The following is a 13,107-nucleotide window of genomic DNA, read 5'->3' as shown; positions in this document are numbered from 1 at the left end:
CAGGATAGGTGCGCGGGCGGGCGGACCGGCGTGCGCCGCCTCACACTGGCTCCATCAAGAGACCCGCGACCCGGGTATGGTCGCGAAGACCCCCTTTGCCCTTGCGCCGATGCTTGGAGGACGCCGTGTCCGGTTCCGTGATCCTGGGTGCCGCCCGTACACCGATCGGGCGATTGCTCGGTTCCCTGAAGGACTTCTCGGGCGCACAACTCGGCGGATTCGCCATCAAGGCGGCGCTGGAGCAGGCCGGTGTCTCGCCGGACGCGATCCAGTACACGATCATGGGTCAGGTGCTCACCGCCGGCGCGGGCCAGATCCCCGCCCGCCAGGCCGCGGTGGCCGCCGGTATCCCGATGACCGTCCCGGCGCTGACCATCAACAAGGTCTGCCTTTCCGGTCTCGACGCCATCGCGCTCGCCGACCAGCTCATCCGCGCGGGTGAGTTCGACCTGATCGTCGCGGGCGGCCAGGAGTCGATGACGCAGTCGCCGCATCTGCTGCCGAAGTCCCGCGCGGGCTTCAAGTACGGCGACACCACGCTCGTCGACCACATGGCCTACGACGGTCTGTTCTGCGCCTTCGACCAGGTCGCGATGGGCTCGTCCACGGAGAAGTACAACAGCCGCTACGGCATCACCCGCGAGCAGCAGGACGAGTTCTCCGCGCGCTCGCACCAGCGTGCCGCCGCCGCCATCGCGGAGGGCCGCTTCGACGCCGAGATCGCGCCGGTGTCGATCCCGCAGCGCAAGGGCGACCCGGTCGTCTTCTCGAAGGACGAAGGCGTCCGCGCCGACACCACCGCGGAAGGCCTCGCGAAGCTGCGCCCGGCGTTCGCCTCCGACGGCACGATCACCGCCGGTTCGGCGTCGCAGATCTCCGACGGCGCGGCAGCGGTCATCGTCGCGAGCAAGGCCAAGGCCGAGGAACTGGGGCTGACGCCGCTCGCCGAGATCGGCGCGCACGGCGTGGTCGCCGGCCCGGACGCGAGCCTGCACGAGCAGCCGTCGAACGCGATCCTGGCCGCGCTGGCCAAGGAGAAGCTGACCGCGGACGCGCTCGACCTCATCGAGATCAACGAGGCGTTCGCCGCCGTCGGCCTGGTCTCCAGCGACAAGCTCGGCGTCAGCGCGGACAAGGTGAACGTCGACGGCGGCGCCATCGCGCTCGGTCACCCGATCGGCGCGTCCGGAGCGCGGCTCGCCGTGCACCTGATCCACGAACTCCGTCGTCGCGGCGGCGGCCTCGGCGCGGCCGCTCTCTGCGGTGGCGGCGGCCAGGGCGACGCTCTGCTGCTCCGCGTCCCGTAAAGCCCTTGCCGGTACAGCTGGACATCGACGAACTGGTCGATCGCGCGCGGGACGGCGTCCCCCGCGCGATCGCCCGGTTGCTGTCGCTGGTCGAGGACGCCCATCCGCGGCTGCCCGAGGTCGCGGCGAAACTGACGCCGCACACCGGCAACGCGCGGGTCATCGGGCTGACCGGCCCGCCCGGTGTCGGCAAGTCGACATCGACCTCCGCGCTGCTCACCGCGTTGCGGGCGAAGGGATCGAGGGTCGGCGTCCTGGCCATCGACCCGTCGTCGCCGTTCTCCGGCGGCGCGCTGCTCGGCGACCGGATCAGGATGACCGAACACGCCACCGATCCCGGCGTGTTCATCCGTTCGATGGCCACCCGCGGGCATCTCGGTGGCCTTTCGTGGGCGACCCCGCAGGCCGTCCGGGTGCTCGACGCGGCCGGTTTCGACGTCGTGCTGATCGAGACGGTCGGCGTCGGTCAGTCCGAAGTGGACGTCGTGAAACTGGCCGACACCACGGTGGTCCTGCTCGCGCCCGGGATGGGTGACGGGATCCAGGCGGCCAAGGCGGGTGTGCTGGAGATCGCGGACGTGTTCGTGGTCAACAAGGCCGACCGCGACGGCGCGGACGCGACCGTGCACGACCTCAAGCAGATGATCTCCTTGGTACGCCGGGAGATCCGCGGTCCGAGCTGGCGTCAGCCGATCGTGCGAACGGTGGCCTCACGGGGCGAAGGGGTCGAGGACGTCGTCCGGGCGTTGGACCAACACCACGATTGGCTGGTCCAGCGCGGCGAACTGCCCGGCCGTCGCGCGGCGCGGGCCCGCGACGAGGTCGAGGCGATCGCCTTGCAGCGGCTGCGCGCGGAACTCGTCGACCTGCGCTCCGGCGACCGGCTCACCGAACTGGCCGAACGCGTGGTGGCGCGAACGCTCGACCCGTTCGCCGCGGCGGAAGAACTCATCAAGGATCTGCGCGGCTCGTGAGTGGTTGAGGGGTAAGGCGAAGGTGGCGTGCTTGTGGACTTGGCTGGATGGGGTGGGTCGCCGAGGAGCCTGGCGCGCTCTTGACCGTCCATAAGGGACTCCGGCCGGGCAACGGTGTCCATTTCGGGTACTTTGTGTGGGGGTCGTGAGTGGCAATGAGGGTTCTAACCCTCATTGCCACTCACGACCCCCACACGAAACCGTGCATATAGGCATCAACTGGACATTTTATCACCCGGAAGTGTCCCTTGTGGACATTCAAGGCGCGGGTCGGCTCCCGCGGTCGGTCCAGAGTCACGCCACCGTTGCCTTGCTCCTCAATCGAACCGTCTTGCCACTCGCGAGGATTCGGTCAGAGGATTTCGATGACGCGGACCTTCGGCGGCCGATTCGGGAAACTGATGTCGTAGTACATCAGGTCGTTGTTCCCGGTGTAGATCCGGTCGATCCACCAGCCCCCGAGGCTGATCCTGCTGCGGTTGGCATAGCAGTCGATGCTGCTGCTCCCGCCGAGGTGTGACCAGCTTGCTCGAGATCACGGAATTCTCCTTCAACGAATGTGAAAAGGAGGGTGCTTCGTGCGACATCGAGCATCTCGATCACCGGCGGCGCTTGTCAATTTCCCGGAGCGTCGGGACAGCCAAGTCCGGCCTTAAGGGCAGCGGTCAGAATTCGACGTACATCTTGATGTCGCCGAAATCGCTGTCGAGATTGTCCAAATGGGCGATCGCGTCCTCTTTCCAGACTCCGAGCTGGTTCGTCTCGCCGTAGGTGAGCTGTTCGCCGTCGGCCACCTTGTTGGCGTAGTTCGTGATCGTGACGGTCTGCCCCCGGCAGAACTCGACGCGCTCCAGGAACCGGTCGGCCATGTCGGGGTCGAAGACGCGGCCCATCCGGACGTAGCCGTTGTTGATGTGCTCCTCGCAGTAGAAGTGCGCCGCGGCCGAGGCGATCCACTCGGTGAGCGACGCATCGCGAAGCGGCCACTTCTCCCGGACGTGCGACTTGATCTCCCTGGCGAGACGGATGACCCGGCGCCGTTCGAGATCGGTCAGCCCGTCCTCCTTGCGGAAGTCGAGGATCATGTCGTCGACGACCTTGGCGAGCCTGAGCATGCGCGGTTTGTCGAGTTCGGCCGGCTTGTCCGGCGGCAGCCCCGCCATGACCCGTTCGTGCACGAGGACGTACTGCGTGTACGCGTACAGGAAGGTCAGGGCGTTCAGCTGCCATTGGTGTCGTTCGGCGATCTCCACGGTTCCGACCCTAACCGCGGACCTACTTCCGGACCTGTGTGAGCGGTGGGGATTCACCCTATGCTCTGCTCTTCGTCCACGGCTGGGAGGCAGGAACCGTGCAGAGGATCGCGAAGGTCTTTGTGGCAGTGCTGGGGGCAGGGCTGATGCTCGCGGCAGGCACCGGGACGGCGTCGGCGGAGGGCGCGCCGCCGAAGGTCACCAAGGGGCCGTGCCAGTACACGCAGACGCCGGACGAGCCGGCCGCGCGGCCGGTCCCGTTGCCGCCGGACCCCCGTCGCACGCCGGATCGGGGCAAGGTGCCGGTCCAGCTCAAGACGAACCAGGGCGAGATCGACCTGACCCTCGATCGGGCGAAGGCACCGTGCACGGTGCAGAGCTTCCTGCACCTGGCGAAGCACCGGTTCTACGACCGCACGACGTGCCACCGGCTGACCGCGTACCCGACGCTGAAGGTGTTGCAGTGCGGTGACCCGAGCGGCACCGGCGAGGGCGGCCCCGGCTACAAGTACAAGGACGAACTGCCCGTCGGCCTGCCGCCCGCGCCGACCGACCCGACCGGCGAGCGCAAGGTGTACGCGCGTGGCGTCCTCGCGATGGCCAACGCGGGCCCGGCGACGAACGGAAGCCAGTTCTTCGTCGTGTACGGCGACTCCGCGCTGCGCCCGAACTACACGATCTTCGGCACCGTCGGCCACGAAGGCCTCGAAACCCTCGACGACGTCGCCGCCGGCGGCATCAAGCCGACCCCGGAGAACCCCGCCCCGGTCGACGGCGCTCCCGTCCTGAAGACCGACATCCTCCGGGCGCGCCCCTGGTTCTGCTGACCCCTTCGCAATTCGTCATCTACTTGCGGTGGTTCATACCCTCAAGCATCGCAAGTAGGTGACGAATTGCGGGGGTTAGGTGACTTCGAAGATGGCTTCGCGCAGGGCTTGGGTGGCGCCGCCGAAAGCGTGTTTCGCGGCGGCGCCGTACCCGATGATGAGGCCTTCGCGTCGCGGCTCGCCGATCCAGTGGCCGCTGAGCCCTTCGAGTCCGATCGCGCGACGGCGGCAGGCGGCCAGCACCTCCATCTCCCGGGGCAGGTCACCGGGGAACTGGAGCACCAGATGCAGCCCGGCGGAGATCCCCTGCGGCAGCACGGAATCCGGCAGGGCGGCGAGCAGCCGGTCCCGCCGGGAGCGGTATTCGGCGCGACAGCGGCGGATGTGCTGGTCGTAGGCGCCCGATTCGATCAGTTCGGCCATCGCCAGCTGGTCCAGCAGCGCGGGCCGGGCCCCGCTCGCGGCCATCTCCGCGCGTACCGGTTCGACCAGGAACCGCGGCAGCACCATCCAGCCCAGTCGCAACGACGGCGCGAGCGTCTTGCTCGTCGTGCCCACGTACACGACCCGTTCGGGCGCCAGCGCCTGCAACGCGCCGACCTGCTGATGGTCGAACCGGAACTCGCCGTCGTAGTCGTCCTCGATGACGACGGCGCCGGTTTCCTCCGCCCATCGGGTGAGTTCCGCCCTTCGCCCGGGCGCGAGGGTGACGCCCAATGGATATTGATGCGCCGGGGTGACGACGACCGCCGGACTGTCCAAAGCGGACACCGTGATCCCGTGGTCGTCGACCGGGACGCCGACCACGCGGGGACCGTTGCGGGCGGCGATGTCCCGGTAGATGTGCAGTGACGGGTTCTCGAACGCGATCTCGTCCGCGCCGCGCGCGTGCAGGACCCGAGCCAGGATCGCCATCGCGTGCGAGAACCCGGCGCACACCAGGATGCGCTCGGGATCGGCGACCACGCCGCGGCTGCGGGCCAGGTACGCGGCGAGCGTCTCCCGCAGTTCCGGCGCGCCGGATTCGGCCGTGTAGTCGAACGCCGACATCGGCGCCCGGTGCAGTGCCCGGCGGGTCGCCGCGAGCCAGGCGGACCGGGGGAACGAGGACAGGTTCGGCCTGCCGGGGCGCAGATCCCAGCGCGGCGCCGGGTCGCGGGGGACGGGCCGCGGTGGTGACGCGGGCAGCGCACCCGCCGTCGCGACGCGGGTCGGCGCGCCCTGCGCCGTCCGCAGGTAGCCCTCGGCGGCGAGGTCGGCGTAGACCCGGGTGACCGTTCCCCGTGCCACTCCCAGGTCCTGCGCCAGTGCCCTGGTCGAGGGCACCGCGGCGCCCGCCTGCCAGCGTCCCTCCCGGATGGCCGCGCGGATCGCTGCGGCAAGCCCGGTCCGGCCGCTTTCGGGACGCCAGTCCAAGTGGACGTCTATTCCCGAACTGGACCACGAATCTGCCATGTGACTGGACCATACTCGTGGGCCAGTCGCCGCTAGATTCGACGGTATGACCGAGCGAATCCATGTGGGCAAACGAGTGCCCGAGATCTACCAGGCGATGGCGAAACTGCAGGCCGAAGTCGAGAAGGCCGCCGCCAACGCCGGTGTCGACCAGAAGATCCTCGAACTGGTGAAGATGCGGTCGTCGCAGATCAACCACTGCGCGTTCTGCCTCGACATGCACTCTCACGAGGCGCTGCAGATGGGCGAGTCGCCGAGGCGGCTGTTCGTGCTGCAGGGCTGGCGCGAGACCGAGCTGTTCACCGAGCAGGAGCGCGCCGCGCTCGCGCTCACCGAGGCGATCACGAACGTGGCGACCCTGCACGACGTCCCGGACGACGTCTACGAAGAGGCCACCCGCGTCTTCACCGAGGAGCAGTACCGCGCCGTCGTCTGGGAGGCGATCGCGATCAACAGCTGGAACCGGATGTGCGTGACCAGCCACGCTCCGCTGCCCGAGCGCGCCGAATGACGGCGGCGCGGCTGCGGGAACTGCACGTCGCGGGAACCCCGCTGCTCCTGCCGAACGCGTGGGACGCCGACAGCGCGCGTCTCGTGGAAGCCGCCGGTTTCCCGGTCGTGGCGACGAGTTCCTTCGCCGTCGCGAAGGTCCTCGGGTATGACGACGGGGAAGGCGCGCCCGGCGACGAGATGTTCGCCGCGGCGGCGAGGATCGCGCGGGCGGTCTCGGTGCCGGTGACCGTCGACGTGGAAGGCGGGTACGGGCTCGAAGCGGGAGAACTCGCGGCGAGGCTGACCGAAGCGGGTGCCGTCGGCTGCAACTACGAGGACACCGACCACGCTTCGGGTGGAGTCCGTTCGCCTGCGGCGCAGGCGGAACGGATCGCGGGGTTGCGCCAGGCGGCAGGGGACGAGCTGGTGATCAACGCCCGCGTCGACGTCTTCCTCGGCGCGTCCGACGAACGAGCGGTACTGGACGACGCGATCTTGCGGGCCAAGGCCTACTTCGAGGCCGGGGCGGACTGCGTCTATCCGATCATGGTGAAGTCGCCGGAGGTGCTCGGCGAGTTCGTGAAGGCGGTCGCGCCGGGAGCGGTCAACGTCGCTCCGATGCCAGGAGGCCCCGATCTCTCCGCGCTCACCGCACTGGGGGTGGCGCGGATCTCGCTGGGCACGGGGCTGTGGAAGTCGGTCCGCGCCGATCTCCGCGCGAAGCTGGCGGAACTGACTGCGGGGAAGCTGCCTTACTGAATGGGAACCGGGACGGTGCGGCCGGGGGCGTTGGATGCCGGCCGCACCGTCCCGGCGACTAGTGGGCGACGGCCTTTTCGGCACCCACGCCGGTGAGCGACCGGACCTCCATCTCGGCGTACTTCTTCTGGTTGTGCTCCTTGGACAGCACGGTGCCGAGCCAGCCGAGGAAGAACGCCACGGGGATCGAGACGATGCCCGGGTTGTCCAGCGGGAACCAGTGGAAGTCGACGCCCTGGATCATCGAAGCGCTCTTGCCGGTCTTGGCGTCGACGGGCTTACCCGAAACCGCCGGCGAGAAGATGATCAGCACGATGCAGACCGCGAGACCGCCGTAGATGCTCCACAGCGCGCCCTGGGTGTTGAAGCGCTTCCAGAACAGCGAGTACAGGATCGTCGGCAGGTTCGCCGACGCCGCCACCGCGAACGCGAGTGCCACGAGGAACGCGATGTTCTGCCCGTTAGCGAGAATGCCGCCGAGGATCGCGACCGCGCCGATCACCAGCGCGGTGATCCGGGCGACCTTCACCTCCGAGGCCGGGCTCGCCTTGCCCTTCTTGATCACGTTGGCGTAGACGTCGTGCGCGAACGACGCCGACGCGGTGATCGTCAGACCCGCGACCACGGCGAGGATCGTCGCGAAGGCGATCGCCGCGATCAGGCCGAGCAGGACCGGTCCGCCGAGTTCCAGCGCCAGCAGCGGGGCCGCCGAGTTCACGCCACCGGGCGCGGCCTTGATCTTGTCCGCGCCGACCAGCGCGCCGGCACCGTAGCCGAGCACCAGGGTGAACAGGTAGAAGAGGCCGATCAGGCCGATCGCCCACACCACGGAACGACGGGCTTCCTTGGCCGTCGGCACCGTGTAGAAGCGCATCAGGACGTGCGGCAGGCCCGCGGTTCCGAGCACCAGCGCGATACCCAGCGACAGGAAGTCCAGTTTGGTGGTGCCGGTCTTGCCGTACTGGTTGCCCGGCCCGAGCAGTGCTTCACCGGCGCTGCCAGCCCTGTCCACGGCGCCTTGCAGCAGCGAGGAAAGGTTGAAGCCGTACAGGCCGAGCACCCACAGCGTCATCACGAGCGCGCCGACGATGAGCAGCGCGGCCTTGATGATCTGGACCCAGGTGGTGCCCTTCATCCCGCCGATCAGCACGTAGGCGATCATGATGATGCCGACGATCACGATGATCGCGGCCTGCCCGGCCTTGCTCTCGATCCCGAGCAGCAACGCGACCAGACCACCGGCACCGGCCATCTGCGCCAGCAGGTAGAAGAACGAGACGGCCAGGGTGGACGTCGCCGCCGCGGCCCGCACCGGGCGCTGCTTCATCCGGAACGCCAGCACGTCGCCCATGGTGAACTTGCCGGTGTTGCGCAGCAGTTCCGCGACCAGCAGCAATGCCACCAGCCACGCCACCAGGAATCCGATGGAGTAAAGGAAACCGTCGTAGCCGTAGACGGCGATGGCGCCCGCGATCCCGAGGAACGACGCGGCGGACAGGTAGTCGCCCGCGATGGCGACGCCGTTCTGCGGACCGGTGAACGCGCGGCCCGCGGCGTAGTAGTCCGACGCCGTCTTCGAGTTGCGGCTGGCCCGGAACACGACGAACAGCGTGACGACCACGAAGAGGCCGAAGATGGTGATGTTGAGTACGGGGCTGCTGCCCTCGACTCCGGCGGCGAGGGTCATTTGGTCTCACTCTCGAGGTCCGTGCGGATCTTCTCCGCGATGGGGTCGAGTTTCTTGTTCGCGTAGCGGACGTAGAGCCCGGTGATCACGAAGGTCGAAACGAACTGCAGCAGACCGAAGACGAGGCCGACGTTGATGTTGCCGACCAGCTTCGTGCTCATGAAGCCGTGCGCGTAGTCGGCGAGGAGCACATAGAGCAGGTACCAGACGAGGAACAGCACCGAGACCGGGAACACGAACCGGCGCAGCCGCGCACGCAACTCCTTGAACTCGGGGCTGTCGTGGGCCTTGTCCCAGTCCGTTTCAGGCGGACTGGGAGCGTTCGTTTCGGTACTCATCGTGCTCTCCTTGCGCCGCGAATGTGTTCCGCGACACGTTAAGGAGAGGTAAGGACGGCCGGAACCTTCAGCGGTTCAAACGTCTGCCGAGACGACGAACGGTCGACGAACGGTGGTCGGACCACGACGAAGGGGTTTCGGCTGTGCGATCGTCCAGATGCAGCCGCAACATGGCGGCCGTCGACCACGCGGGTGGCCTGCCCCGCAAGGAAACCACGATCATTACTCCGAATGCCAGCGGAACCGACCACGGCGCGGGCTGTGACACCAGGATCGCGGGCAGCCCGCTCAGGCTCGGGACGAACAGCGCCACCAGGATCGAGCCCGAAGACGCGACGAGCCCGGAGAGGACACCGCTGATCGCGCCCGCGGCGGTGAGCCGGTTCCACCAGATGCCGAGTACCAGCAACGGGCAGAACGTCGACGCGGCCACGGTGAAACCCCAGGTGACGAGGACGCCCGCGTCCAGCCGCGCGGACGGCAACGCGAGCAGGACCATCACCGCGGCCGCGCCGAGCACCGACCAGCGCAGTCTCCGCAGGCCGCCGGGCGCCAGGTCGTACGCGACCGCGCCGGAGATCACCAGCAGCAGCCCGAGCGACGTCGCCAGGAACGCGGCGAACGCGCCCGCCGTCAGCAGCCCGGTGAACAGCGACCCCGCCCAGCCGCCGTCGACCTGCGCCGGCAGCGCGACGACGACGGTGTCCGTCGCGCCGGAGACGTAGAGTTCGGGCACCAGCACCCGGCCGAGGACGCCGTAAACCCCGGGGAACAGGTAGAAGACGCCGAGCAGGGCGACGGTGATCGCCGCGGTCCGGCGTGCGGCGCGGCCGTCCGGGCTGGTGTGGAAGCGCATCAGGACATGCGGCAGGCCCATGGTGCCGAGCATGGTGGCGATCAGGATCGCCCACGTGCCGAGCAGCGGATAGCCCTGGTCGCCGAGGTCGAGCAGCGGCCGTTGCCAGTCCGGGCCGCCCAGCGGCGCACCGCCCCGGACGGCGGGAACCGGTGTGCCCTCGGCGAATTCCAGGGTCTGCCCGCTCCTGGCCACCAGTTCTCCCGGCGGCACGACGTGCTTTTCCGGGGTGAGCAGGGTGGTCGGCTCGCGCAGGGTCAGTGTCACGTCGATCTCGAAGGACAGCCGGGTGTCGCGGTCGAAGTGGGTGAACTCCACCGGGTGCACCGAAGCCGATCGTTCCTCCGGGGAGACCTGGGAGACCAGCCAGATCGCGGGGACGAGGAACAGCAGCAGTTTCAGCACGAACTGGAAGGCCTGGACGTAGGTCGCCGCGCGCATCCCGCCGAGCGCCAGTGTCGCGCTGACGGCGGCGCCCGCGATGACGACACCGACCCAGTACGGCGTGCCGCCGACAGCGGTCAGCACCAGCCCCGCGGTACGGAATTGCGGTACCAGGTAAAGGGTTCCGATCACGAGGACGACGACCGCGGCGAGGCGGCGCAGGGCGGGGGAGGCCAGCCGGGCTTCGGCGAAGTCCGGGACGGTGAGCGCGCCGGATCGCCGCATCGGCGCCGCGACGAGCACCAGCATCGCGATGTACCCGGCGGTGAACCCGACCGGGTACCAAAGCGCGCCGATGCCGTCCTTCACCACCAGCCCCGCCACCCCGAGGAACGACGCGGCGGACAGGTATTCGCCGGAGACCGCGGCCGAGTTGACCAGCGGCGAGATCCGGCGCGAGGCGACGAGGAAGTCCGACGTCGTGCGCATGGCCGCGACACCGCGCAACCCGATCAGCAGGGTGATCAGCACGACGGGGGCCACCGAGAGCGCCGCGACCACTACTCGTCCTCGATCTTTTCCGCCCGGCGCAGCTGCCACCACGACAGCAGCGCCATCGCCGGATACGGGAGGATCGCGATCATCAGCCAGGACAGCGGGATACCCAGCAGCCGCACCGAATCCAGCCCGGGGAACACCCCGAACACCAGCGGGAGCCCGAACACCAGCCCGAACATCCCGGCCAGCGCGGGAAGCCCGCGACGGCGCTGGGCCCGGTAGAGCGCGTCCGCGCGTTCGGCGTCGCCCGCGGCCAGCCGGGGGACCCGCCAGCGCCCGCGCGAACGGCGCCGCGAATGCGCGAGCCGGGTCTGCGGGCTGGTGACGGCGACCCGTTTGACGCGGCTCACCGGCGGCTTCCCCTGCCCAGTTCGCCGCGTTGCGCGGCGGCGAGCAGCCGGTCGCGCAGGTCGCGCGCGTGGCGGCGGCTCACCGGCACGTCACCCGCTTCGGTATGCGCCAGCAAGCCGCCGGTGGTGTCGCTGCGCAGTTCGAGCACCGCGTCCACGGCGAGCAGGAAGCCCCGGTGCACGCGGGTGAAACCCGTTCCCTCCCAGTACTCTTCGAGCCGGGAGATGGGCATGCGCGTGACGTGGACGCCGGATTTCGTGTGCAGCCGGACGTAGTCGCCGTGCGCCTCGACGAACTGGACTTCGTCACGGCGGACGTATCGCGTGCGTCCACCGGATTCCACCGGCAGCGCGGACATCGCGTCCGGCGCCGGTTTCGGCTCGTCGGCCTGGTTGCCCGCCATCCGGACCACTTTGGACAGTGCGGCGGACAGCCGTTCCGCGCGGACCGGTTTGAGCAGGTAGTCGACGGCGCCGATGCCGTACGCGGCCACGGCGTGACCGTCGTGCGCGGTGACGAACACGATCACCGGCGGCCGGTTGAGCCGCGCCAGCAGCGAGGCGAGCTCCAGCCCGTCGAGCCCCGGCATGGAGATGTCGAGGAAGACGGCGTCGAAATGGTCACCCTGCAACAGCTTGAGCGCGTTCAGCGCGTCACCGGCCGCGACCACCTCGGCGACTTCCGGTGCCTCGCGCAGCAGGCTGCACAGCTCGTCGAGGGCGGGCGGGACATCGTCGACCGCCAGCACCCGCAGCCCGTTCGTCACGGCAGCACCCCCGGCTGGAATCGGGGCACCCGCACCACGACCCTGGTGCCCGCGCCGGTCTCGGTCTCGACCGTCAGGCCGTACCACGGCCCGTAGACGCTGCGCAGCCTTCTGTCCACATTGGCCAGTCCGACGCCGCCGTCTTCGCCGCGTCCGGCCAGGATCGCCGCCGCGCGTGCGGGGTCCATGCCGACACCGTCGTCCTCGACGCTGATCACGCAGTCGTTCCCTTCCGCCATTCCCTGAACCTGGATGAACCCCGCTTCGGCGCGTGGCTCGATCCCGTGCCGGATCGCGTTCTCCACCAACGGTTCCAATACGAGGTACGGCACCGCGACGGCCAGCACCTCCGGCGCCACCCGCACCTGCACCCGAAGCCGCTCGCCGAGCACCGCGCGCTGGAGCGCCAGGTAGGTCTCGATGGCGCCGAACTCGTCGGCGAGCATCGTGTACTCGCCGTGCCGGGCGACGCTGTAGCGGGTGTACTCGGCGAAGTCGAGCATCAGATCACGGGCGCGATCGGGGTCGGAGCGGACCAGCGAGGAGATCACGGTGAGCGCGTTGTAGACGAAATGCGGCGAGATCTCGGCCCGCAGCGCGCGCAGTTCCGCCTCCGCGGCCTGCTCGGCAGAGGCCTCCAACCTGCCGCGTTCGAGCGCGTGGACGACGAGTTCGGCGGCCTGGCGGGCGATGGCGGTCTTGCCTTCGATGACCAGGAGGACGCCGGCGAGTTCGTCGTGGACGTGGAGCGGCAGCGCGACCAGCCCGGGCTCGGACACCGGCGTCTCGGAGTGGAGGACCTCGTCGAGCGCCGAGACCACGACGTCGTCCGCCGCCGGGCGGCCGGACCAGATCAGCGAGCCGGAAAGGTCGGTCAGCCCGAGGCCGGGGACGCCGAACAAGCGGCGGAGGCCGTGCGTGGCATGACGCGCGCGCGGCCCGGCGAGGCCGTCCATGAGATCGTCGGAGACGCGCTGGGCGGCCGCGAGTACCGGCACCGGATCCGCGCTCGCGGCGGGACGCCAGGGCAGACGCGTGCTCATCGGCCACCTCCCTCCGCGACGTCGAGGACTGGATCCTAACGTCGGTGCGGGGTTTCG

The 13,107-nt window shown here is 69.3% G+C and carries 13 protein-coding genes and 1 pseudogene; 5 read left to right on the top strand and 9 right to left on the bottom strand.

Going from position 1 to position 13,107, the window contains the following annotated elements:
• Nucleotides 1-125: 125 nt before the first annotated feature.
• On the top strand, nt 126-1,307 hold the full coding sequence (locus DL991_RS25720; RefSeq protein ID WP_125786870.1) for an acetyl-CoA C-acetyltransferase: 1,182 nt from the start codon (nt 126-128) through the stop codon (nt 1,305-1,307).
• 5 nt (nt 1,308-1,312) lie between these two features.
• Nucleotides 1,313-2,281, top strand: a complete 969-nt coding sequence (gene meaB / locus DL991_RS25715; RefSeq protein WP_125786869.1) for a methylmalonyl Co-A mutase-associated GTPase MeaB — start codon at nt 1,313-1,315, stop codon at nt 2,279-2,281.
• 352 nt (nt 2,282-2,633) lie between these two features.
• On the opposite strand, the pseudogene DL991_RS25710 reads toward meaB, so the two are convergent.
• Nucleotides 2,634-2,795 (bottom strand): annotated as a pseudogene (locus DL991_RS25710) (beta/gamma crystallin domain-containing protein); the annotation flags it as partial.
• A gap of 151 nt (nt 2,796-2,946) precedes the next feature.
• A complete protein-coding gene (locus tag DL991_RS25705; protein WP_125786868.1) occupies nt 2,947-3,534 on the bottom strand; it encodes a hypothetical protein in 588 nt (195 codons plus the stop codon).
• A gap of 146 nt (nt 3,535-3,680) precedes the next feature.
• On the opposite strand from DL991_RS25705, the gene DL991_RS25700 reads away from it, so the two are divergent.
• Nucleotides 3,681-4,361, top strand: a complete 681-nt coding sequence (locus DL991_RS25700; protein ID WP_125786972.1) for a peptidylprolyl isomerase — start codon at nt 3,681-3,683, stop codon at nt 4,359-4,361.
• A 75-nt stretch (nt 4,362-4,436) separates the two neighbouring features.
• On the opposite strand, the gene DL991_RS25695 is transcribed toward DL991_RS25700, so the two are convergent.
• Nucleotides 4,437-5,816, bottom strand: coding sequence for a PLP-dependent aminotransferase family protein (locus tag DL991_RS25695; RefSeq protein WP_125786867.1), 1,380 nt, complete (start codon nt 5,814-5,816; stop codon nt 4,437-4,439).
• Nucleotides 5,817-5,862: 46 nt separating this feature from the next.
• Here DL991_RS25695 and DL991_RS25690 point away from each other — a divergent pair, with 46 nt between their 5' ends.
• Together DL991_RS25690 and DL991_RS25685 are read left to right on the top strand one after the other, a co-directional pair.
• Nucleotides 5,863-6,327, top strand: a complete 465-nt coding sequence (locus DL991_RS25690; protein ID WP_125786866.1) for a carboxymuconolactone decarboxylase family protein — start codon at nt 5,863-5,865, stop codon at nt 6,325-6,327.
• On the top strand, nt 6,324-7,067 hold the full coding sequence (locus DL991_RS25685) for an isocitrate lyase/phosphoenolpyruvate mutase family protein (RefSeq protein ID WP_125786865.1): 744 nt from the start codon (nt 6,324-6,326) through the stop codon (nt 7,065-7,067). The genes DL991_RS25690 and DL991_RS25685 overlap by 4 nt, the downstream gene beginning before the upstream one ends.
• Before the next feature lie 58 nt (nt 7,068-7,125).
• Here DL991_RS25685 and DL991_RS25680 read toward each other — a convergent pair whose 3' ends face one another.
• From DL991_RS25680 to DL991_RS25655, 6 genes are all read right to left on the bottom strand, one after another.
• Nucleotides 7,126-8,754, bottom strand: coding sequence for a cation acetate symporter (locus tag DL991_RS25680; protein ID WP_125786864.1), 1,629 nt, complete (start codon nt 8,752-8,754; stop codon nt 7,126-7,128).
• On the bottom strand, nt 8,751-9,092 hold the full coding sequence (locus tag DL991_RS25675; RefSeq protein WP_125786863.1) for a DUF485 domain-containing protein: 342 nt from the start codon (nt 9,090-9,092) through the stop codon (nt 8,751-8,753). Before DL991_RS25675 ends, DL991_RS25680 begins: the two co-directional genes overlap by 4 nt.
• A 67-nt stretch (nt 9,093-9,159) precedes the next feature.
• A complete protein-coding gene (locus DL991_RS25670; RefSeq protein ID WP_125786862.1) occupies nt 9,160-10,893 on the bottom strand; it encodes a cation acetate symporter in 1,734 nt (577 codons plus the stop codon).
• Nucleotides 10,893-11,240: a membrane protein gene (locus DL991_RS25665; protein ID WP_034315466.1), complete on the bottom strand. Its 348-nt coding sequence runs from the start codon at nt 11,238-11,240 to the stop codon at nt 10,893-10,895. The genes DL991_RS25670 and DL991_RS25665 overlap by 1 nt, the downstream gene beginning before the upstream one ends.
• Nucleotides 11,237-12,007, bottom strand: a complete 771-nt coding sequence (locus DL991_RS25660; protein WP_125786861.1) for a LytTR family DNA-binding domain-containing protein — start codon at nt 12,005-12,007, stop codon at nt 11,237-11,239. The genes DL991_RS25665 and DL991_RS25660 overlap by 4 nt, the downstream gene beginning before the upstream one ends.
• Entirely contained in the window at nt 12,004-13,050 is a 1,047-nt protein-coding gene (locus DL991_RS25655; RefSeq protein ID WP_199746385.1) for a sensor histidine kinase, read from the bottom strand. The genes DL991_RS25660 and DL991_RS25655 overlap by 4 nt, the downstream gene beginning before the upstream one ends.
• Between the last annotated feature and the right edge of the window lie 57 nt (nt 13,051-13,107).

This window comes from Amycolatopsis sp. WAC 01375 (assembly GCF_003947325.1).
In the GTDB taxonomy this organism is placed as follows: Bacteria; Actinomycetota; Actinomycetes; order Mycobacteriales; family Pseudonocardiaceae; genus Amycolatopsis.
The sequence above is the reverse complement of the archived record's forward strand: the minus strand, read 5'-3'. Positions and strand labels throughout refer to the sequence as shown.